Annotated in this window: 27 protein-coding genes; 16 read left to right on the forward strand and 11 right to left on the reverse strand. The window is 63.4% G+C overall.

Annotation, left to right across the window (positions count from 1 at the left end):
* The coding region (locus IFT90_RS16710; RefSeq protein ID WP_207106324.1) for a hypothetical protein at window positions 1-292 on the reverse strand (292 nt) is incomplete at its 3' end.
* A gap of 1,091 nt (window positions 293-1,383) precedes the next feature.
* On the opposite strand from IFT90_RS16710, the gene IFT90_RS15380 reads away from it, so the two are divergent.
* On the forward strand, window positions 1,384-2,109 hold the full coding sequence (locus IFT90_RS15380; RefSeq protein WP_192043087.1) for a hypothetical protein: 726 nt from the start codon (window positions 1,384-1,386) through the stop codon (window positions 2,107-2,109).
* A 19-nt stretch (window positions 2,110-2,128) separates the two neighbouring features.
* Here IFT90_RS15380 and IFT90_RS15385 read toward each other — a convergent pair whose 3' ends face one another.
* The gene (locus IFT90_RS15385) at window positions 2,129-2,554 is read right to left on the reverse strand and encodes a hypothetical protein (RefSeq protein ID WP_192043088.1); all 426 of its coding nucleotides are present in this window, start codon (window positions 2,552-2,554) and stop codon (window positions 2,129-2,131) included.
* Window positions 2,555-2,754: 200 nt separating this feature from the next.
* Between IFT90_RS15385 and IFT90_RS15390 the strand changes: the two genes are divergently transcribed.
* From IFT90_RS15390 to IFT90_RS15405, 4 genes are all read left to right on the forward strand, one after another.
* On the forward strand, window positions 2,755-3,654 hold the full coding sequence (locus IFT90_RS15390) for a hypothetical protein (RefSeq protein WP_192043089.1): 900 nt from the start codon (window positions 2,755-2,757) through the stop codon (window positions 3,652-3,654).
* A complete protein-coding gene (locus tag IFT90_RS15395) occupies window positions 3,651-4,055 on the forward strand; it encodes a GntR family transcriptional regulator (RefSeq protein ID WP_192043090.1) in 405 nt (134 codons plus the stop codon). Before IFT90_RS15390 ends, IFT90_RS15395 begins: the two co-directional genes overlap by 4 nt.
* Window positions 4,052-4,507: a hypothetical protein gene (locus IFT90_RS15400; protein WP_192043091.1), complete on the forward strand. Its 456-nt coding sequence runs from the start codon at window positions 4,052-4,054 to the stop codon at window positions 4,505-4,507. The genes IFT90_RS15395 and IFT90_RS15400 overlap by 4 nt, the downstream gene beginning before the upstream one ends.
* A gap of 319 nt (window positions 4,508-4,826) precedes the next feature.
* The gene (locus IFT90_RS15405; protein ID WP_192043092.1) at window positions 4,827-5,279 is read left to right on the forward strand and encodes a hypothetical protein; all 453 of its coding nucleotides are present in this window, start codon (window positions 4,827-4,829) and stop codon (window positions 5,277-5,279) included.
* Window positions 5,280-5,339: 60 nt separating this feature from the next.
* On the opposite strand, the gene IFT90_RS15410 is transcribed toward IFT90_RS15405, so the two are convergent.
* From IFT90_RS15410 to IFT90_RS15420, 3 genes are all read right to left on the reverse strand, one after another.
* On the reverse strand, window positions 5,340-5,765 hold the full coding sequence (locus tag IFT90_RS15410) for a hypothetical protein (RefSeq protein WP_192043093.1): 426 nt from the start codon (window positions 5,763-5,765) through the stop codon (window positions 5,340-5,342).
* A gap of 225 nt (window positions 5,766-5,990) precedes the next feature.
* Entirely contained in the window at window positions 5,991-6,140 is a 150-nt protein-coding gene (locus tag IFT90_RS15415) for a hypothetical protein (RefSeq protein WP_192043094.1), read from the reverse strand.
* Between the two features lie 1,503 nt (window positions 6,141-7,643).
* On the reverse strand, window positions 7,644-8,042 hold the full coding sequence (locus IFT90_RS15420) for a hypothetical protein (RefSeq protein WP_192043095.1): 399 nt from the start codon (window positions 8,040-8,042) through the stop codon (window positions 7,644-7,646).
* A 146-nt stretch (window positions 8,043-8,188) separates the two neighbouring features.
* Between IFT90_RS15420 and IFT90_RS17690 the strand changes: the two genes are divergently transcribed.
* From IFT90_RS17690 to IFT90_RS17695, 4 genes are all read left to right on the forward strand, one after another.
* Entirely contained in the window at window positions 8,189-8,452 is a 264-nt protein-coding gene (locus IFT90_RS17690) for a DUF3515 family protein (RefSeq protein ID WP_371812355.1), read from the forward strand.
* A 383-nt stretch (window positions 8,453-8,835) separates the two neighbouring features.
* Window positions 8,836-9,312, forward strand: coding sequence for a hypothetical protein (locus tag IFT90_RS15430; protein WP_192043097.1), 477 nt, complete (start codon window positions 8,836-8,838; stop codon window positions 9,310-9,312).
* Window positions 9,313-10,034: 722 nt separating this feature from the next.
* Entirely contained in the window at window positions 10,035-10,412 is a 378-nt protein-coding gene (locus IFT90_RS15435) for a hypothetical protein (RefSeq protein ID WP_192043098.1), read from the forward strand.
* Between the two features lie 199 nt (window positions 10,413-10,611).
* The gene (locus IFT90_RS17695; protein WP_192043099.1) at window positions 10,612-10,839 is read left to right on the forward strand and encodes a DUF4190 domain-containing protein; all 228 of its coding nucleotides are present in this window, start codon (window positions 10,612-10,614) and stop codon (window positions 10,837-10,839) included.
* 75 nt (window positions 10,840-10,914) lie between these two features.
* Here IFT90_RS17695 and IFT90_RS15445 read toward each other — a convergent pair whose 3' ends face one another.
* Entirely contained in the window at window positions 10,915-11,205 is a 291-nt protein-coding gene (locus tag IFT90_RS15445; protein ID WP_192043100.1) for a hypothetical protein, read from the reverse strand.
* 125 nt (window positions 11,206-11,330) lie between these two features.
* On the opposite strand from IFT90_RS15445, the gene IFT90_RS15450 reads away from it, so the two are divergent.
* The 3 genes from IFT90_RS15450 (at window position 11,331) to IFT90_RS15460 (ending at window position 12,800) form a co-directional block, all read left to right on the forward strand.
* Window positions 11,331-12,029 (forward strand): hypothetical protein, encoded by a 699-nt coding sequence (locus IFT90_RS15450; protein WP_192043101.1) that lies wholly within the window; start codon window positions 11,331-11,333, stop codon window positions 12,027-12,029.
* 67 nt (window positions 12,030-12,096) lie between these two features.
* Window positions 12,097-12,285 (forward strand): hypothetical protein, encoded by a 189-nt coding sequence (locus IFT90_RS15455; RefSeq protein ID WP_192043102.1) that lies wholly within the window; start codon window positions 12,097-12,099, stop codon window positions 12,283-12,285.
* Between the two features lie 68 nt (window positions 12,286-12,353).
* Complete coding sequence (locus tag IFT90_RS15460) at window positions 12,354-12,800, forward strand: hypothetical protein (RefSeq protein ID WP_192043103.1); 447 nt, start codon at window positions 12,354-12,356, stop codon at window positions 12,798-12,800.
* Window positions 12,801-12,870: 70 nt separating this feature from the next.
* Here the strand turns inward: IFT90_RS15460 and IFT90_RS17700 are convergent, their stop codons facing one another.
* Complete coding sequence (locus IFT90_RS17700) at window positions 12,871-13,095, reverse strand: DUF2283 domain-containing protein (protein WP_192043104.1); 225 nt, start codon at window positions 13,093-13,095, stop codon at window positions 12,871-12,873.
* Between the two features lie 813 nt (window positions 13,096-13,908).
* Window positions 13,909-14,124, reverse strand: coding sequence for a hypothetical protein (locus IFT90_RS15470; RefSeq protein WP_192043105.1), 216 nt, complete (start codon window positions 14,122-14,124; stop codon window positions 13,909-13,911).
* Between the two features lie 516 nt (window positions 14,125-14,640).
* Between IFT90_RS15470 and IFT90_RS15475 the strand changes: the two genes are divergently transcribed.
* Entirely contained in the window at window positions 14,641-15,267 is a 627-nt protein-coding gene (locus tag IFT90_RS15475; RefSeq protein WP_192043106.1) for a hypothetical protein, read from the forward strand.
* 141 nt (window positions 15,268-15,408) lie between these two features.
* Complete coding sequence (locus IFT90_RS17705; RefSeq protein ID WP_371812340.1) at window positions 15,409-15,852, forward strand: GIY-YIG nuclease family protein; 444 nt, start codon at window positions 15,409-15,411, stop codon at window positions 15,850-15,852.
* Window positions 15,853-15,996: 144 nt separating this feature from the next.
* Here IFT90_RS17705 and IFT90_RS15480 read toward each other — a convergent pair whose 3' ends face one another.
* The 3 genes from IFT90_RS15480 to IFT90_RS15490 form a co-directional block, all read right to left on the reverse strand.
* On the reverse strand, window positions 15,997-16,215 hold the full coding sequence (locus IFT90_RS15480; RefSeq protein ID WP_192043107.1) for a hypothetical protein: 219 nt from the start codon (window positions 16,213-16,215) through the stop codon (window positions 15,997-15,999).
* Between the two features lie 211 nt (window positions 16,216-16,426).
* Window positions 16,427-16,897, reverse strand: coding sequence for a GNAT family N-acetyltransferase (locus IFT90_RS15485; RefSeq protein WP_192043108.1), 471 nt, complete (start codon window positions 16,895-16,897; stop codon window positions 16,427-16,429).
* 125 nt (window positions 16,898-17,022) lie between these two features.
* A complete protein-coding gene (locus IFT90_RS15490; protein WP_207106325.1) occupies window positions 17,023-17,865 on the reverse strand; it encodes a serine aminopeptidase domain-containing protein in 843 nt (280 codons plus the stop codon).
* A 121-nt stretch (window positions 17,866-17,986) separates the two neighbouring features.
* Here IFT90_RS15490 and lepB point away from each other — a divergent pair, with 121 nt between their 5' ends.
* On the forward strand, window positions 17,987-18,706 hold the full coding sequence (lepB, locus tag IFT90_RS15495) for a signal peptidase I (RefSeq protein ID WP_192043110.1): 720 nt from the start codon (window positions 17,987-17,989) through the stop codon (window positions 18,704-18,706).
* Window positions 18,707-18,915: 209 nt separating this feature from the next.
* Entirely contained in the window at window positions 18,916-19,317 is a 402-nt protein-coding gene (locus IFT90_RS15500) for a DUF3515 family protein (RefSeq protein ID WP_244645013.1), read from the forward strand.
* The last annotated feature ends 4 nt before the right edge of the window (window positions 19,318-19,321 follow it).

The following is a 19,321-nucleotide window of genomic DNA, read 5'->3' on the forward strand; positions in this document are numbered from 1 at the left end:
CTGACTGGGGGAGATCGCCGGGGGTGCCTGCCTTGTCGCCAGCCAGAACAAGGGCGTACTCGTAAATGCGCTGACCGAGACCGCTCGTCGTGAAGTCGGCATTTCCGTAGTAAGTGGAGACCTCGGTAAACCTGGGCGAGAAGTACGAGCTCTCGATGGTGGCAGTGCACGAGACTGCGACCCCAGTGTCGGTGACGTAAGAGACGGGGATCGGGGTCTCGATTCGCGTCAGGCCATCGATGGCGACTGCGCCGGCCGTGAGTGCTCCGACGGCAAGAATGCTGCCGGGCACGAGCCACAGTGCTTTTCGGCGCCGGGGAAGCCGCCGGCTCCCAGCGGCGACGCAAGTCTCTGCCACAAGAGCATCGAGCGCCGCCCCCGTAGCGGCTGAGGAGGTAAACGCCGGGCGGCTCCCAGCGAGGATTTCGTCAACATTGTGCTTAGGCAAGGTGATCCGATCCAACCGATGACCGCGGGCTCTCCGCTGTCACAGAAGTAATGTCCAGTGAGCACCAAAGTGTGACGTCGTGAATCGACTTTTCCTCGGTCGTAATTCCTCGAAGTGCAGGCCGAGGCCCAGCAACACTCGGTCACCGAAGATAGATCGTCTATTGGAGGTCATGTCGGCAGGAGTGAAAGTGACGAGCAGCTTGGGAGGGTCGCCGCATCAGACGAAGTAGAGGACTCCGGCCACGGCCACCACAAAGCACAGCGGAACGGCTCCAAACACTGTGACTCGCCGACTGGCGGGCATCGACCGCGGTTCTTGAGCGCTCAGCCATGCCATCACCAGAACTGTCACGCCCGCAAGGGTGGTAATCGCCGAAACCATGAGAACGGATGCGTCGGCAGGGAGCATGGCGCAGGCCGACGGACGGTCGTCGTAGGAGCAGGACCGCCACGGCTGCAACAAGAAAAGAGTCAAGACGAGAGCGCCCGTAACACCGGTGACCGCACCCAGCGCCATGAAAGTTCGTCGCGTCCTCATGGCTTAACCGTAGAGCTGGCAGCCAATCGCTCTCCTTGGATGACGGAACAGCTTGCAGAAGGGCAGGCTCACGGAGCACCAGATCCGGCCTGACGACATTGACCTGCCACCGACGCAGCCCATCGACATCAGTTACTGGCTAACGCATGGCGATGCGGCAGATCGGTAACGGAGATCGCCAGAGCGAGGTCACAAACGGTGCCCGATAGACGATCAATGGCCGGACAGCCCTGGGGTTTGCCGCTACCCCGACGCCACCCGGCCAAGAAGCGTCTCGATAGACCGGTCCGGAATCAGTCTCGATGACGGGGCCGTTACTGGGCCACCAAGCCGAGGCTGCGATCGCTCGATCCGATGCGGTTGCAGCCCCGTCCGGACTCAGCCACCATCAACCCATGGGGATAAAGACTCGTCTGTCCATCACCGCCCGTCTCGTAGTGCTCCCAGCTGCCCTGCTCGGCCTCCTCGCGGGCTGTACCTCGAACCCGTCAGAGAACGAGTCCACGGGAAACGATCAACCAAGCGGGACACCCACAACGTCAGTGGCGTCACCAGCACACGACCTGCAAAGTGCAGTCCTCACGACGGCTGAGCTGCCAACAGGCGGGTGGACACTCGACGCGGACACTTCCACCTCAACCGGCGAGACGTCGACAGACAAGGGCGAGGCTGATCTCTGCCAGGGCGACCTGTCGGGCTACTTCGACATCGGACCGGATGCCGGAGCATCAAATTGGACCCGAGCTGAGACGGACGCAACACTCGCGATCAGCGTCTCCCCTGACGATGCCTCCACAGACCACATCAGGGGCGTTGCGGAGGACCTACGAGGTTGCCCCACCCAGACGACCTTCACCCAAAACGGTCAGACGGCCCGCGCCAGCGTCACCTCGAAAGACCTCGGCACGTGGGGTGACGAAAGCCTGTGCATGGGACTGGAACTCCAGCAGTCCGGCATGTTCCCCACAGGAACGGTCTGTGTCGCCGCCGTCGATGACTACCTCGTGAGCGTTCTCACCCTCAGCGTCTACAGCTTCAACGCCCCCGCAGACGACGAAACGGCCCAGATCATGAGAGCCGAAGTGGACAAGGCAGCTCAGTCATTGACCAAATCGGACTAGCCGGCTGCGCGCACTGGCGTCACCGGATGTAAACGCGAACCCCCGGCTCCATGGTGGTGATCTCGTCGACGTCTGATCTGCCGTCGAGGGCGATCACGGTTCCCTCCTCGACGAAGAGCAGCGTCACTCGGTGGTGAGCGCCCGCCAAGTCCCGCGTCCAACTTTCTCGGTCACCCGATTCATGCCCGCTCTTAAAACCCGAGTCCGTCAATCGCTCCCCCAGGAGTGCTCGCACCTCGGGCCCTTCGACGACGTACTCGAGGCTGGCGGGGACTGTTCCGCCTCCGATGCCGTTGGTGGCCGTGACGTCGCCAACCTCACTGAGGTTCAGTTCTTCGGCAATCGCAATCTGATCCTCGAAAACATCGTCAAAGCTGCCGGTGCAACCAGTGGCGCCAACAGCGATCGCAGAAGCAAGAACGAGCGCTGGAAAGATTCGTTTCATGAGGTCCCCCGTGGTCTTCAGGCGTGCTGGTCAGGCAAAGACTAGGAGCAATAGAGCCCAGGTCAATGCCGTTTTGAACCTGCCCGGTGCCGGCCGTCGTCACTCGCCCAGGCAACCCGGCCCCCTTTGTGGGTGTATCGCCTCGCCAGTACACAGGAGATAGTCGCTGTACTGCTGAGGCGTTACAGAGGGGTGTCGAGATGGATCAGGGACTGATGGTTCTGAGCGTGATTTTCGGGGTCTCGGCGGTGACGGCGCTGGTCGTGGCGCAGCGTGCACTCAGCCCTTACCGGCACACCACGAGTGGTCTTGCCCGGGCGCCTCAGGATGCGCGCGCAGCTCTTCGCGCGTCTGCTCTGAAGTCGGCCGCTGCCCTGGCCGCGGCGGTGACGGTGGCGGTAGGGATGGCCCTTGTCGCCACGGCAGCATCGTGGGAGATGATGGTCGCGGTGCTCGTCATTCCTGTGGCCGCGACGACTATTGGACTTGCGGTGTATGCGGCGATCCCCGGGCGGCCGGCCCCGGTCAGACCGACCGCGACGGCGCTTCTGGCGCCCCGCCGGCTGATGGACAACGCCCCCCGAGTGCTCGTCGCCCTGTGCGGTGTGCTCGCTGGCGTCCTTCTCGTTCTGCTGGTCGCAGCTGCGGTGCAGGACACCGTGTTCGTCACCGGTCAGCCGTGGGGCCTTGCGGTTGCTGCGGTCGCAACTGTTGGGCTGGTCGCGGCCGGGTGGTGTGCTCTGAGGCGGGTGGCTGGTCAGCCGGCGCTTCCCACGGACATGCTGAACATGGATCGAACCATCCGAGGGTCGGCCAGCCGGCTGATCCTGCTGTTGACGTCCGGGGCGCTTTGGGCGTCGACGGCCACGATGGCGATCGCTCTCGGCTACGCGTCGACGAGTTGGGCATCTGTCAGCGCAGCGGACGGTTCACCCGACCAGCTCCTCGGCGCCATCGGTACGGGCCTGACCGTGGCCGGTGTCGCCGCCGTGATCGGCGCCCTGGGGTCCCTCGTCGGGGCCGTGACAGCGACTCTTTCGCTCGCACGAGCATCGATGGCCGTGAGCAGGGCGCCGCGGCCCGCGGCGGTGCCGGCGTGATTCGGCTGGATCACGGCAGTGCGGTGCCACCGTTCGAGCAGATTCGCTTGCAGCTCGACGGCCTGATCCGTGTCGGTGCCCTCCCTCCCGGGCATCGCCTGCCACCGGTCCGGCAGCTCGCAGGAGATCTCTCTCTTGGCCCTGGTGCCGTCGCTCGCGCCTACCTCGAACTCGAAAAGGCAGGCGTGATCTCCACCAGCCGCCGAGGCACCGTCGTGCGCGACGGGCAAGCAACGAGCGCCGGAGTGGCCCATGCCGCCAGCGACTACGCCACGACCTCCCGCGAGGCCGGCCTCACCGAGGACGAGGCTGTCGCGGCGCTGCGGGCCCTGTGGTCTGCCAGCCCGCTGCGCACATCCGCATCTAGACGAGCCACTCGGGAAGATCAGGAGATGACATGAAAGTCAGGGGATGGTTCGCCCTCGCGGTGGTCGGCCTGGCGCTCGCTCAAACGGGATGCGCTGCCACCGCCCCTCCTCAAGTGCTGGCCATCGACAGCCGTTACGAACAGCTCGACCTAGGCAGCCTCGGTGAGGTCGTATGTGATCTTAGCTTTCAGCCAGGACCCTTCGACCAGACAGGCAACGAGTTCCGGCGGCAATTAAGCCTGGCTGATGATGGCTTGGTCCCCGAGGTGAAACAGACCCTGAAAGATCAGGGTTTCATCGTCACCTCGGAAGCCCTGGGCAGCCACGGCAATGTGGTCCGATTCGACGGACCCAACTCGATGACTGCGGGAATCAGCTACGTGTCACCCGACGACGCGGGCGACGTGATTCCCTTCGACGGGTCCAAAAATTGCACCGTTCCTGCTGAAGGACTCACCATCGTGTCCTTGGTGCTCCCTAAGTGACCCCTCACCCCCCGATTTCTTTGCTCCTAGCCTTTGTGCGATCGACAACGGTCGGCATGACTTGGGCCTCCGCTGATCCGAGCGCCGATCGCGTTCGTGGCCCGATGAGGGTCGAGCCGACCACCTCTGGGGCCATCTCAAGAAGTAGTCCCCGAGCGGCCGACTACCAGGTCAAGGACAAGTGCTTGTCAGGTTGCTTCGGAGCGTCCACGCTGGGGCCTGTGACTTCTTCGTCCCAGACCATGAAGCGCACGTTCCCAGTCGCAACACCAAGACGTGGGGCGCACGCGTGATGCGGGACGCTCGCGTCCGGGGCAGCGTGAGGAGTGCCATCTTTGTCATCCTCGGCGCCAGCGCCACGGCCCTCCTGGGCGGGTGCGCAGCGGCTCATTCGCCGCAAATTCTGCAGATCAACAAAATGATCAATGAGCTCGACGTTGGCGACCTCGGCACGGTGGTATGCGACGTCACACATCAACCCGGCACCTTTGATCCGTCCAGCAATCGCCACTTGCGCCAAATTGGTTTTGCCAACGCGGATGTGGCAACTGGAGCGGTTGAACTCCTCGAAACCAGCAACTTCGTCGTTGTCAATGAGTCGCAAACGTCTCGAGGCAACCTCCTCAATTTCGAAAGCCATGGCGACATGACTGCAAGCGTTGGGACGGTCACTGGCGATCACGCGGGCGACGTCATCCCGACTGACGGTCAAGAGGACTGCTTAGTCCCGGATGATGGCCTGACGTTTGTTTCCTTCTCACTTCCCCAGTGACTCGCTGGGCCTCGACCACGCCGAAGGGAAGGGGTAGCTCGAAGATCGGAACCGTCAACGTCAACGGCTGATGGCTACGGACCATTGGGCACCTGGCGCCAGCGCTCCGGGAGTCGACTGCTGAGGGAGGCTGATTTCCACTAGCGTCACGCCGGACTTGGGCACGTCGCAGTCCCATCCAGACATGTCTCCAAATCGTTCTCCGTCCTCTTCAAAGGAGAGGTGAGATATCGAGGCGGTGAGATCTTCTTCGCCAGTGAAGCGACGCAGTTCCGGTCGGCGGGTGTCCTCGGGTTCCGCCGTAAAGCCCTCAGCTTCCAGAGCACGTCGAACTTCGTCGTCGTGGGCCTGACTCTCGATCCCGACAACCCGGATGTGGTCGTAGCTGCTGAGGGCAAATGTGCCTGGCTCGTAGGAATACGCGCAGACGACAGAGTCGATGCTTCCGAGATCCAGGTCATTAAAGACCGAATCGATCCTCGCCATCTGAGGCGAAGGGCCAGAGCACCCCGACGTCGACAGCGCGACACCCAAGACAAGGCTCATGACGGCCCCACTTTTTCTCATGGCTCTCCACCCTTGATCGACCCGCTACTTCTGTCTATCGGCAAGTCTCTTCAAGCCGTAAAGGCGGCGAACGCGCATCAACCCGCTGATCGCCCTGCCAGACCTATGGCCCCGCCAGTGCCCCACCCGGTGAAGCAACGGTTTCTAGCGTCGCATCTCAGCCATGGCTCGAACATTGAAGTAGATGCCGATCACGATCAGTCCCACGCCTAGGAGCATGAGCACATTCGGCAGGTCACTGAAGACCTTGGCGATGAACAGGGCGGCAGCCAGAAAATAGAAGAACGTGGCCACGCCCATGAGCTTTCTAAAGCGAGGAATGTTGGAAGGCACCAGTGGCTCCGTATCGATCAAGAGAAATAACCTCGCGGGCCGAAAGGTCGGCTGTGACAAGACTCTTCGCAAGGTACTGCCTAATGTGGCCCGCCGTCCCGAGGGTGGATCCCCTATCGGCACACCGCGCCTATGCCTCATGGTTGGATCGGGCTATGCCCAAGGGAAGGCCACCAGCACCGCGAACCCAGAAACAGAACATCGGGATGATGGTCTTTGCTCTTGGGCTCGGGGTATTCGGTGCTGCATGGCTCATCTTCAACCCTGATTGGTCGGATCTCACGACCCGAGGCCTACCGGTTTGGCTGGTCGGTCTGATGCTGATCGGCCCCTCCTTCGTCCTGTTCGTGGCTGGAATCCGGGGCTTCCTCAACAGAAAGTCGTAGCTGCGGGTTCGCTCCTGGCGAGGCACACAAGAAAAGGTCGGCTCGAGCCGTAGCACCGGTGATCGATCGTCTATCGGGCGCGCCGGGCTCTTCGACGAACGAACGTAACGACAGCCACGCCAAGAGCCGAAATAAGCGCTGCAACTGCAGCTACCCGTCCCACGCGCTGCGCATTAAGCGCCGACTCAAACTGCTGCTTCGTCTGGACGATCTCAGTTCCTTCAGGCACCGGCCAGGGAAAGACTGGTGTGAACCACCCGGCCCTGACGGTTGCGATAGCGCAGACGACGAGTGCTGCGACCGTCAGACCACTGAGAACTAACGCCCATCGAGTGGGGCGAGATGGACGTGCCATGGAGTCACGGTAGCGCGCCTGCGACTCACAGCGGAACGACCTGCGGCCCCGCCACACCGATACTAATTGGCGATCCCCTAACGGGCGCCGTCCACGAGTCCCTTAAGTCGATCGACCAGTTGCGCCATTCGGGCGGTCCAAGTCGAAGGACGAGCGACTCCGAGAAGCAGCGCATCCATACCGCCTCGACACCGTGGGTCGTGACGGCGCCAGCCTTGAGAAGCATCGGACCAGGTCGATTGACTCCATCTCATACTCATCCGACGGAGCACCGTCCGGCGAACCAGGCTCGAGACCGTACGGGTCGACATCGCTGAGAACAGCCAAGACACCAGCGAGGGTCTTGCTCAGGTAACTGTCTCCGCTTTCACGCCCCAATAACGCCTACCGTCCCGACCTGTGACCGATTCAGCGGACGATCAAAGTCAGCTCAGCCATAGACCGATCGCGCCACAGGTGATTCCTATGACGGCGATGACCACTGTGGCTATAGCAAGCCTGATGCGTTGCTTGCGCGCCAATGGTCGCCCCTGGCTGTACCGCAGGAGCGTCAAGATGTTCAGCCCCAGAGCAATGGCTAGGCAGGCATAGAAAACGACGTTGAGGAGTCCGGCGGCTGTCACGCGAGTCATTCTCCCCGACCAAGCTCACCCGCGACTCAGCCGGTCAACGATCCCCTATCGGGCGGCTGTCGAACTATTGAACGACGCATGCCGCTTCGGTCTACGTGAAGAGCGCGAGGGGCAGCGACACCACGAAACACACGGGCGGCACGATGGCGACGCCGCCACAGACTCCTGCCCACCGGCCAGCGCGGCCGCCCAGCGCTCCGGCGATGAGTGCGAGCACGATCGACGCGACCAGGAGGAGCGGCACGGCGAACCACAACATGGTGGTCCAGTCTGCGGCTGAGAACCACAGCCACGAACCCTCGGCGCAGGCCGTGACGAAGCAGAGGATGAGGGTCAGCGGGGCGAGCAACCGAGCCCGACCAGTCGGTTCGGTCTCGGGGGAGGGGCCGCCGCCCAGACGGAGTGGCGGGTCGATGAGGGGGTCGCGGTGGGGCAGCGCTGCCACTTCGGCCTCGGCCCGGCGGAGCAGTTCTCGGTCGGCCTCGTCCATGTCCTGACCCTAGCGATGGCACGACCACTTAAGGGCACGAGCACCCTCCGAATGGGCTCGCATTCTCGATGATCCGAGTTGAGAGTGCGTCCGGTGCCCGATCGCTGACGGGCCCGAGCTACGTTCTCGTCATGAGAATCACGCGCATGCGACTGGTAGTTGCTGTCGCGTCAGCATCTGTCGTCACGGCATTGTTGGCAGGGTGCGTAGCAGCGGTCCCCATGAGCCCTGCCGCCGATGCCAACTCGGTTGACTGCGCGCAGGTCACCGTGCATTTCCCCGAGTCCATCGGTGAGACCGAAACGCGACGCGAGACAGACGCCCAAGCCACTGGCGCCTGGGGAGAAGCTACGTCCGTCCTGCTTCGCTGCGGTGCCACAGAACCAGGCCCAACAGATCTGCCTTGCTAGACGATTCAGGGGGTCGACTGGATCGTCGATTCACCGAAAGACGACCCCGAAAGCGCCATCTTGACCGTCTATGGCCGCTCCCCCGCGGTGGAGGTCATCTTCGACACAACGAAACTGACAGGAGCGAGCGTCATGGGAGACCTCGCTGATGCTGTCGGATATCTCCCAACAAATGGACGAGCTTGCACGAGCGCCGAAGATTTGCCCTCCTGACCGGGCGTAGCGATCGAGGAGCCCCCGATCGGGCACGGGTCACCCGCAGAGGGGGCTCATTTCTGATGCTGCACACACCTCTGAGGGCCGGCCGCCCGCGCTGAAGCACCTGATTCTGGGGATACTCGTGCCGTAGGCAGGCCCTAACCTGCTGAGAAAGAGGAGTCGTCATGAGCGTTGCTCTGGAGCGTCCGACGCGCGCACACCGGTCGGACGGACGTGTCTTGGTCTTTACAGGAGCCCTGGTCAGCGCCGGAAGCGCGCTGATATTGCCCATTGTGTGGGTGGTCGCATGGAGCGCCGTTAGCGGACTGGACGGCGGCGGGATCGCTGAATGGATCTTGATTTCTCTCGTCTATGCGGTTCCTGCTGCCGTGGCCTTTGCCCTCCTCGGGGCTGTCGCCGGATTCATCAGCGCGTCGCTGTGGCGCCAACGTCACCGTTGGGGCAGATCGAGAAGCCAGGTCCTAGCTGCGTCAGCCGCAGCGGCAGTCGTCGCGATCTCGGCGGGCATGGCTGTAGGCCTCCTCACCGGTACCGCTCTTTTCGGCGTAGTCATCGGTCTGATTGCCGCATCGGGCGCCGGCCTCACGGCGGGCCTGAGCTTGCGGCGATTGGCGCGACGAGAGGCACGGACAGTTTGGTGACCGGTCGCCCAACGGGACATCTCCCGAAGGCTTGAAGCGCAGCCAGGACGTTCATGTCGGTTACCCAGAGCGGGTCATTCGGGTTCCTCGAGCTCTTGGGCGTCGCGAGCCTGTCGGTGCCGAGCGCGAGTCAGGATGACTGCGGCCGTGGCACAACCGACACATCCGGCAATTGCAGGAAGAAAGCTGGGCAACAGCAGCTCGGGCACGATGAGGATTCGAGTCAACAACCACGCGACGAGCCCAGCTGCAATAGACCCAGCGCAGACTCGGACGCGCCCCTGCCACCTGTCCGCACTCATCAGGCGCATGACGATCAGCCCCGCACACGCAGCAACACCAGCGACGAGACAACCCGCGAGAGCACTGAGCACGACGCCCACCAAAGACAAGGACGCGCTCTCACCGGCGAGACCGTCATTCACCATTGCGATCACCAAGAAGGCCAGGCCCCCCAACACCGCACCGGACAACAGGGCCCCCTTAAGGACACGATAAGCGCCACCAGCTCGCGAGCTTCCAACTCGCCCCTCAACCCCGCCCATGTCGCAACTCTACGAATGAACCAACAGTCGCGTGGCGACACGTTGTCACGAAGAGGCGGACAGGGCCGACACCCCCGTTGGACGTCGCCTGGCTCATATGTCGCGTCCGCTGATTGTCCAGTGGCCGAGGTGTCTGCGGGCGGTTTACGCCGCCTCCAGGGCTGCTAGCTTTCGACCGTGACGACCACCCCGGCATGGCCTGGCCAAGCGAACGAATCGCGCGACAACCCCTCCCTTAGAGCGGCTAGCAGCTCCTTTGCCGTGGCGTCGAGCATCGTGACACTCGTAGCCCTCGTCTCCTACTTCGCTCTCTACGCCACGATGTGGGCCCCGGTCGCTCTCTGGGACAACGAAGGCTGGCTCTTTCTGTACCCGATTTTCCTCGCAGCCTGGGTGCCCGTCGGCATCCTCTCCGCCACGTCCCTCGGCCTCGCCATCACCAGTTGGGTGCGGCACGAAGCACGGCGATCTCTGGCAATCGTGAGCCTTGCCGTGGCGGCACTATTACTGACTGCGTCCCTGCCGGCGCTCTGGTTCGGACCTGGCCCGCTCTAGACACGGGAGGTCGACCTATGGCGCGCAGCGTTTACAGCCTGAGCCCCCGCGCGTGCCCCTTAGTGACTCGTTGGACGATCGACTAGTGAGACACATAGAAGCAGGCGGCGGGCTGTCCCTGGCTAGCTTCTACGATGAACGCGCCCACCTCGTCAGCCCCTTGGGGCTCGGGATCAAAGCCACGAAGGACTGAACGAACATGGCCAGCAATACGTCTACGAACAAGATCCCTCCGCTGACGATCGTGGCCTTCGTCGCCTCGTTCCTCCTGCCCATCGCCGGCGTGGTCCTAGGCGTCCTCAGCCTCGTCCGACTTCCTCGTCGAAGCCGCGGACGAGGCTTGGCGATCGCCTCCGTCGTCATCGGCGCAGTACTCACTGGCTTGACCGTCTTGGGTTGGATGTCCTGGCTCTCGCTCACCGCCTGACCTGACACGCGCCAAGACAGCCCGTGTCGATGGAGCGACCCGGGGGCACGCGGGGGAACGATCGTCTATCGGGCACTAGCGTCGAACTTCCTGAGCCCATGCCGGCCAGGCCCTGACTCCCGCATCGAGGTCCATGCCTTCAAGGCGGATCAGAGTGACGTCTGCGCCGATGCTCGTTACGGCCCAAAGGCTGTGCGGACGACCATCCGAGCGTGTCGGTATCCACGCCAAGACCTCTCTCAGATCAGTCTCCACGAGCTCCCACTCTTCTTTCGCGGCACCGTCGCCGGCCCAGAAGTAGACGCGATAGGTCGGGTCGTCCACCTGCGCGGTTTGATCTCGCGGATCAATGAGTGCCGCTTTCATGAAGAGACCGTAGCTCTGAGAATCGCGACCGCCAAGGCTGCCGATGAACGATCCCCAAATGCGACAGACGCGCGTACGAATGGTCGCCCTTGGCACGGCTTCGCAGGCATGGCAGGGTCACGACCATGCAGATCACCGACGACGTCGAACGCGCCTCCTGGCTGGGGCCACTGATGTACCGCCTCGGAGGCTGGGCAAGGGTCGGATCCGTCGCTGGGTACGGCTTCGAGGCCTACGCGCGCATCCTCCACCCCCGACCCACAGGAGCCGCCACCTGGGAACACAGCCGATGGGCTGACGTCGCCGCCACGGCCGGCAAGGTCATGCACCCTCTCGTCCAATGGGAGCGACTGCTCGGCCACGACGAGCCACGGGGTGGCACCAGCGACGTCGGGTACCTCGACCCACAGGTGCTCGCGGCCCTCGCACCGCTGCTAGGGAGAGCCACCACGACACCGGGTGACGCCCTGGCGGCGTACTGGGTCGGCGGCACCGGCCAGGTGCTCACCGGCCGATCGACGACCATCGCTCGGTACGACTACGTCCTCGCCCAGACCGACACCGCGGAGCTCGCAGAGCCCGGCTGGGGTCTGCGCCTGGGCTTCCGGATCGACGATCCACCACAGTTGCTCTGGCCCGAGGACCACTCCTGGGTGCTCGCCACCGAGATCGACTGGGACTCCACGATCGTCGCCGGCTCCCGGACGCTCATCGACGCGATCCTCACCGACGGCCGCTTCGAGGCGTACCCGGTCGACGAGGACTCCGATCTCTCCTGGAACGGCGACACCATCAACCGACGCACGAACTTAGGCCCCACATGACCATCCCCTACCGGGCGGCCGAGGTGGGCCGTCCAAGCCAGTCATGGCCCTGCCATAAGGTTCGAGCATGGACACCGTTCCGCTCGTCTTGACCATCATCGGCGCTCTAATCGTCGCGGCAGGCTTCGCCTACGCGTTCAACCTCAGGAGGCGCGGCGGGGTGCGAGTGGGAAGTCGCCCGTTCCTGGCCATGACCATGACCATCGGATTCGGGACCGGAATCCTCGTAGCAGGCGTCATTGCTGCGCTGAGCTGACATGCAAAGCTCGGGATTGACGGCCGATCCTCTTTCGGCCGGCGCCTCGACCGTGTTTAGCTGCGGACATGCGCGATGAAACGGGTTTCACGGCGAGCGTGGCGCAATTCGTAAGCGGAATGACGCTGCTGCTCGTGATCGTCACTGGGTGCGCACCTGTGCCGGGAGGCACCGCCTCAGGCTCCTGCGCAGTCAAGGAGATCGTCCTCAGCAGCTCAGACCTGAGACCGGGCGGAGACATCACGCTCAGCGTGGATTGGATGACCGCGAGATGCGAGGACACAGGCGGAACGAACCAGCCCGCCGAAGACATCGAGATCACGCTCACACCAACGGCGCGTTCTGAGTCTCGCCGACTCGGGACGATCGAGAGTGCTACCGGCCCGCGCTTCACTGCCGCGGGTACGTTTCCTCTTCCCGCCGACATCCCCGCCGGAGATGCTGTTCTCGCCGTGACGTCCTTCGCCGGAGAAGGTGCGGTAGCGGAGCTGCCCCTCACCCTGGCGGCCGAGTAAACGAACGAGGCCCTGTTACCTATCCCCTATCAGGCACTCCAGCACGCCGGCCTACTTCCAGAGGCCATGTTTAGGGAGCCGTCTCGAGAGTCTCGGCCGTGAGCAGCGCGCGGGCCCCGACGATCTCGACACCGAGAAGTCGACCCGCTGAGTCGAAGTCGAGCACGATGTCTCCTCTGCCCTCACGCTCAACGACAACTTGCTCGACGGCTTCGCCGTGAGCAATCGACGGCGCCACATAGAAGTAGGCACAGTCACTGTCTGGGTCGTGTGTGAAGCGTTCATCGCGAGACATGCACTGATCGTTGCAGGTCAAACGCGAACGCCCCAGGAGCCCGCAGACCGATCCCCTATCGGGACGGTGCTGGAGCGGCGGCAGTACCTGGTCCCCTCCGGAACGCGGCGACGACCAAGGCGCTCAAACTGAGCACGGCCAGAAAGACCGCTATCCACAGGACGTGACTCCACATGGTCCAGGTGGCCATGAGCTCGTGAGTCACTTCTGTGGGAGTCACGATCGTCGATCCGCAGGAGTAACGGGGCGGCCACGTCTCTTCCGAGAACGGACCCGTGTGACCGTTCAGTCGGCAATACTCGGTCGGATCGAGAAAGGGACCTCGCCCGATGCCAGCATCGGTGTGCAAGCGGAGTAGCCACAGAGCAAGCGATGAGGCTGAGGCGACGAAGATACCGGCGGCGAGGATCACGCCGGTGATTGATACGGCGGCCAGACGGGAACTGAATCGTCCGCTGCCTTTCGTGCTCACCTGTCGACCATACGGGCGCGCGGTGACAGCCGGCATCGATCCCTGGGATGAACGGTGGCCGATCCCCTATCGAGACAGGGTCAAAGCCTCTACCGAACGTTTAAGTAAACGAGCAGGAAGAGAGACACGCTGAACGCAGCGATGGAGACATACAGGTAGACGCGTCTCGAGCTTTCAGCGTTCGCATTCCTCGAGCGCTCACGCAGCCCCAGGTACACCGCAAGCCCCATCATCCCGAGCACAAGGCCGGCCCCAGGAAGGAAGTTCAAGAGGAATTCCATAGGCCCTCACTATGCCGCGTGACTCTCCCAGAACCGAAGATCCGACAGCCCGACGATCGTCTACCGGACGGTTTCATCCATGTCGTCAGCCGGCGATCTGGGTTTTCTACTCAGGAAGAACGTCGCGAGCCCGAGCAGACCTGACGCAGCGGCGAGCACGCCGATGAAAACTACGGCACCGTCGCCGTCCGCTAACGCAAAGCACAACGTCGCCAAGACCAGGCCTAGAACCGACACAACGACCCCGAGCCATTTCAACCTGCCGACACCTCTCATGCGCTCAGGCTAGTGACAGGACCTCGCGCCAGTGACCGATCGTCTATCGGGCACCCTCGGTCAGGGCTAACGCACTACTAGATGCAACACCGCCAGCATCAACTGCCCGAATCGCAGAAGAACTTTTCTGTGGAGTGGCGCTGCTCGCTCTAGCTCTCGGGCCGTCGGCGGCACGAACAACGCATGAGGCACGATGTTCCAGCACTTCTCTCGACCACGGACCTGCTGCCCGTGGTCCTCTTCGTACTTGCACTCCCCACAGGCCACCGGCCCCTCAAAGGCTGAACCCCGGTGCTCTTCCCATGGGTGTTCGCAGTCCGGGCACAGCGTCTCTCGAAGCCGCCGCCGCACGGCACGGCCGGAATCGCCTGCGGGATTGCTCATGGAGCGAGTATGCAGGTTTCGCGATCCGCCCTGAAGCCGATCCCCTATCGGGCACGAGTCATGACACGCTGGTGAAATCATGAGGTGCAGGCCAAGCCGCCGTGTCAGCCAAACCAAAGATGGGGAGGAAGCGTGGATCAGAAGATCGACTTTCCGGCAGGTGTCATGGGCTACGTATTCCGTACGGATGCGCTCGAGGACGGCTGGTCCTACATCGGTCAGAGCACGCGGCTGGACCGGAAGTTCCTCGACGGGTACTTCGGTAGTGGTGACTTTATCCGCCAGGTGCTTGAGCAGAGGGGTCCCGCGGGGCTCCAGAAGTCCGTGCTAGCTACAGCTGGGAACCAGAACGAACTGCACTACCTCGAGATGCTCCATATCGCCCAGGCGCGTCGAAATGGCGTCCAACTGTTGAACGGCGATTTCGGAGGACCACGACCGTTCAGCACAATTCAGCTCGCGCTCTGGAACACCGCGCCGGCGGTGATGCAGGCCGCGTCCGATCCAGAGCGCTTCTACCAAGCCCTCGTGAAGCACCACGACATGGTCGAGCAGGCGATCGTAGACGCAGGAAGTATCCCCGACGACGACTTCTACGCGGGGATGGAGCGAGACCTGCTTGCGACACAGGACCTATCTCATGCATGTCCGAGCTGCGGATCAGTAGCAGGTGAGGTCTGCCGCACAAACGCCAAGTCTCTTACTGAACCGCACCGCCCTGCCCGCAACCACTCGAAGCGGCCGCGCCAGACGGCCTGACCCTGCGACCCAGCGCCTCCAGGAATGGGTGTGGCCGTTCCGCCTATGGATCGGCTCTCCGGCGCTTTTCTCATGTCTATGTGAACGAGCGGGACGCAGCGGGCACTATTCACTCAAGGTGTCGCGCACCAAACTGGTCTGATGGATACCGATGACGTTGCTGGGCCGGATGGGCCCCTGTGGGCTGAGCTCCTCGACGCCAAACGCTACGAGCCGAGGACACTTTCAGCGCGAGATCTTCCCACTGACAAGGGCGTGTACATCTGGGTTCGTGAGGGATTACCGGTCTACGCGGGCCGCGCGAAGGGGGCCAACGGCCTTCGAGACCGACTTAGCGCGCATTTAGCGAAGGGACCGGATCTGTCGCGGTCCACGTTCCGATCCTGGGTTGCCGTCACGATCCTTGGCGTTTCACGTCCGGTAACGCGGCAACGGCCCTCAGTCATGACCGACCTCCAGATACAACGCGTGAACGACTGGGTAGCCGGCTGTCGCCTCGGATGGATCACGCGGCCTACATCGCCACAAGTGATCCAGTTCGAGCACGACCTCCTCGATGCGTGGAAGCCACCGTTGAACCGCTAAGCCCGCCCGATCAACCAGCAAGCGATCCCCTATCGGGCGGCTGTCGAACTGTCGGCGCCATGAGGGTTGGGCGGGGGCGGTCAAGTCGTGGACTACCGCGAGGTGCGCGTCCGCATGCCCGGAGCGTCAGCGCTGAGGGCAGCACTAGGGGTTATCACGGCGCTGCTTCCGCAAGAGCCAGAGAGCTCTCCCACCTCCGAAGAGAAGAGACCCAACACCGACACCCATACCGGCCACGCCGGACCAATTTTTCACGGCCCCGATGATGGCAAACACCACAATCGAGATTGCGCCGTAGGCAGCAAGGCCGGCCATGGCGCGCAGCTCCTTTTTGCCTCTGTCCGCGCCGGAGTCTTCGGTCATGGGCACAGCCTGTCACGCGCTGAAGCCGGGTCATTCCAACCCGTCTCGTGCTCTCCTTCCGCCGCCGGTCGGATACCGCTCTATTCGCCGCTTCCAACGTCGGATCTGTTCGAACTTTGTTTCAAACTAGCTCAGCCCTGCCGCGTGACCCTTTGCCCTCAGAGCGATCCCCTACCGGGCATGAAGCGGGCGTGCCAGCCGGCTGCCGACGTCAGAGAGCCCGTGACATCGTGAGCTCATCTCCGGAACCGTTTACGACGTCGAATTGGTTCCTCTCATAGGTGCGCCGGGCGGGCTCGTTCTCGGCCTTGACCGACAGCTCAAGGCGCGGTGACCCCGCCGCGGCTGCCCACGTCACGACGGCGTCGATAAGCAAGGTCGCCACTCCTTGGCCTCGAGCTGCGGGGTCCACCCACATGGAGATGAGTTCTGCGCCAGCACCGTGCCGTGCTGGCGGCGTACCGGTGACCATGCCGACCGGACTGCCCAATTGTGAGTCGAGGGCTACGAGGTCAATCGCTCCTGGGATGGAGAGGCGCTCGCGCCAACGACCCTCATCAGCGTCGACCCAGTCAGCCAACCGGGAGCCGAAAGCGCCCGGGGCCTCGGCCAGCGCCGCAAGCCTCAAGGAGCGCCAGACTCTCCAGTCATCGGACGACAAGGTGATCAGCGTGACCGTCATTTGTTCAAGCTAGCGACCGGAGCACGATCCCCTATCGGGCGCTCCTACCTCCCTCGTTCAGCCGGTCCCGCACGGTGAAGCGGGTCGAGGTGTCGCTCATCGCCCTGCCTTCTCTTCGGTCTTGCTCAGAGGTGACGGGTGAAGAAGTCGACTGTGTCCGAGGCGGCAGCCTCCCGGACGTGGGAAGGATCCTCTCGGTCACCGAGGAAGACGTAGTGGCCTGCGGTCGCGCCGACGCTGGCCGCCTCCGCTCGAGGCATGAGATCGGCGTACACGTGTGCGTTCTCCGCGGGTGGCGTGATGTCGTCGACGTCGCCCCAGCGCACGAGCACGGGCGCCTCGATCATCCTCAGAGACGCAGGCGTGAGGACCTCTGCGATGCCGGGTGCGAAGAGGGCCCCGGCGCGCACGCGAGGATCACGGACTGGACGCGCAGCGGACTGGGCCAGCAGCTCGAGTTGCTCGATCGAGTACTTCGCGCGGAGCGCCTCCATGAGGTCCGGGAACTCGGGCACGTGCGGGGCAGGGACGTGTCCGGCGAAGAGGGCGCTCATGATCCGAGTGTCGATCTGAGCACCGAGCAGGGCGGCGACTGTGTAGCCCCCGAGGGAGAAGCCGGCGCTGCCGATCCGGCGCTCGTCGACGTCATACTGGCCCTGCACGTGGTCCAGGAGGTAGCTGATGTCCGTCGGCCGCTCAGAAACCAGGGTGAAGCCCTCGACGAGGTACTCGTCGTTGTAGCTGTTGCCGTGATGGTCGACGGAAGCGACGAGGAAGCCTGCCTCGTTCAACGGCGCGGCCAGCCAATCGAGGTCCTCCCCGGCGCCGCCGGTGCCATGGGACAACAAAACCGTCGCAGCCGGCCCCTCTCGCCGGCTCGGCCAGACACGCGCCCGGATCGGCCGCGGCCCGGACCCCGTCCAGCTCGGTCTCGTCGCGTCGTGGAGAAGCACCGTCTCTGGTTGCACGGTCGGAGCCTATAGGCCTGCATGGAGGACACCGCGCGACGAGTTCCGCTCGCCCCTCAGTCCGCTGGTGGATCGCCTATCGGGCACCGAATGAGGGGGCTCCGCCCAGTACGTTGTCTCCATGCCAACGGCCCTCAACACTGCCGGCCGACGCCCGCGATCAATCTGGCGGTTCCTGCGTGACGTGCTCGTCATCTTCCTCGCAGCCCTCGTCCTCTCTTTCCTGGTCAAGACCTACCTCGTGCGCTCCTTCTACATCCCCTCGGGGTCGATGGAGCACACCCTCGAAATTAACGACCGCGTGATTGTCAACGAACTCGTTCCAGGACTTGTGTCCCTGCACCGCGGAGACGTCGTCGTCTTCGCAGACCCCGGCGGCTGGCTCAGCCCTCTCGAAGCCGCAACCCCTGCCACGGGACCAGTTGACAAAGTGCTCTCAACCATCGGGTTGGCACCCCATGACGGCACCGGATATCTCATCAAGCGCGTCATTGGCCTGCCCGGAGACACCGTGACCTGTTGCGACGATTTCGGGCACATGAGCGTCAACGGCGTCCCCCTCGATGAGCCATACATCACCGTTCTCCCCGACGAAACCCGCGCTTCCCGTGATGACTTCACCGTCACGGTCCCCGATGGCTCCCTCTGGGTCATGGGCGACAACAGGTACAACTCAAGAGATTCCCGCTACAACCGTGACAAACCCGGGGAAGGCTTCGTTCCCCTGAGCGACGTCGCTGGGCGAGCAGCCGTCATCAGCTGGCCCTCGAGCCGCTGGACCTGGCTCGACAATTACCCCACCGTCTTCGCCGGCACCGATCCCCGCTCCATAACCAACTGAAGGATTGCGACGACGCAGGTTCTACGGAAGCGCACAAAGAGGGTGCGGCCAGGGATCGCCTATTGGCACTCCTCTGACACCGACAGCGCCAATACGCACAGCCGAGGTACGGTCTGGCCATGAGGACTACGCGCACACGACCGCTCGTAGCTATGGCATCAGCAGCGATCGCCGGAGTGTCGTTGGCAGGATGTGCAGCAGTGGTCCCCATGAGCCCTGCCGCCGATGCCAACTCGGTGGAGTGCGCGCAAGTCACCGTGCATCTTCCTGACTCCATCGGTGAAAGCGAAACGCGACGCGAGACAGATGCCCAAGCCACTGGCGCCTGGGGAGAACCTACGTCCGTCCTGCTTCGCTGCGGTGCCACAGAACCAGGCCCCACGGATCTGCCCTGTTACACGATCCAGGGGGTCGACTGGATCGTCGTTTCACCCGAAGACGACCCCGAGAGTGCAATCTTGACCACCTATGGCCGCTCCCCCGCGGTGGAGGTCATCTTCGACACAACAAAGCTGACAGGAGCGAGCGTCATGGGAGACCTCGCTGATGCTGTCGGGTACCTCCCGACCAATGGACGCGCTTGCACGAGCGCCGAAGATTTACCCTCCTGATCGG

The sequence above is a fragment of the Frigoribacterium sp. CFBP 8766 genome, assembly GCF_014841435.1.
Classification (GTDB): domain Bacteria; phylum Actinomycetota; class Actinomycetes; order Actinomycetales; family Microbacteriaceae; genus Frigoribacterium.

Coding starts and splice junctions, on each gene's coding strand:
- IFT90_RS15385 (WP_192043088.1), bottom strand. CDS start 2,554: ATGAAACGAATCTTTCCAGCGCTCGTTCTTGCTTCTGCGATCGCTGTT.
- IFT90_RS17705 (WP_371812340.1), top strand. CDS start 15,409: ATGGATACCGATGACGTTGCTGGGCCGGATGGGCCCCTGTGGGCTGAG.
- IFT90_RS15450 (WP_192043101.1), top strand. CDS start 11,331: ATGCAGATCACCGACGACGTCGAACGCGCCTCCTGGCTGGGGCCACTG.
- IFT90_RS15400 (WP_192043091.1), top strand. CDS start 4,052: ATGAAAGTCAGGGGATGGTTCGCCCTCGCGGTGGTCGGCCTGGCGCTC.
- IFT90_RS17700 (WP_192043104.1), bottom strand. CDS start 13,095: ATGTCTCGCGATGAACGCTTCACACACGACCCAGACAGTGACTGTGCC.
- IFT90_RS15445 (WP_192043100.1), bottom strand. CDS start 11,205: ATGAAAGCGGCACTCATTGATCCGCGAGATCAAACCGCGCAGGTGGAC.
- lepB (WP_192043110.1), top strand. CDS start 17,987: ATGCCAACGGCCCTCAACACTGCCGGCCGACGCCCGCGATCAATCTGG.
- IFT90_RS15410 (WP_192043093.1), bottom strand. CDS start 5,765: ATGGCGAGGATCGATTCGGTCTTTAATGACCTGGATCTCGGAAGCATC.
- IFT90_RS15380 (WP_192043087.1), top strand. CDS start 1,384: ATGGGGATAAAGACTCGTCTGTCCATCACCGCCCGTCTCGTAGTGCTC.
- IFT90_RS15470 (WP_192043105.1), bottom strand. CDS start 14,124: ATGAGAGGTGTCGGCAGGTTGAAATGGCTCGGGGTCGTTGTGTCGGTT.
- IFT90_RS15485 (WP_192043108.1), bottom strand. CDS start 16,897: ATGACGGTCACGCTGATCACCTTGTCGTCCGATGACTGGAGAGTCTGG.
- IFT90_RS17690 (WP_371812355.1), top strand. CDS start 8,189: ATGCGACTGGTAGTTGCTGTCGCGTCAGCATCTGTCGTCACGGCATTG.
- IFT90_RS15430 (WP_192043097.1), top strand. CDS start 8,836: ATGAGCGTTGCTCTGGAGCGTCCGACGCGCGCACACCGGTCGGACGGA.
- IFT90_RS15480 (WP_192043107.1), bottom strand. CDS start 16,215: ATGACCGAAGACTCCGGCGCGGACAGAGGCAAAAAGGAGCTGCGCGCC.
- IFT90_RS15500 (WP_244645013.1), top strand. CDS start 18,916: ATGAGCCCTGCCGCCGATGCCAACTCGGTGGAGTGCGCGCAAGTCACC.
- IFT90_RS15390 (WP_192043089.1), top strand. CDS start 2,755: ATGGATCAGGGACTGATGGTTCTGAGCGTGATTTTCGGGGTCTCGGCG.
- IFT90_RS15460 (WP_192043103.1), top strand. CDS start 12,354: ATGCGCGATGAAACGGGTTTCACGGCGAGCGTGGCGCAATTCGTAAGC.
- IFT90_RS17695 (WP_192043099.1), top strand. CDS start 10,612: ATGGCCAGCAATACGTCTACGAACAAGATCCCTCCGCTGACGATCGTG.
- IFT90_RS15420 (WP_192043095.1), bottom strand. CDS start 8,042: ATGGACGAGGCCGACCGAGAACTGCTCCGCCGGGCCGAGGCCGAAGTG.
- IFT90_RS15455 (WP_192043102.1), top strand. CDS start 12,097: ATGGACACCGTTCCGCTCGTCTTGACCATCATCGGCGCTCTAATCGTC.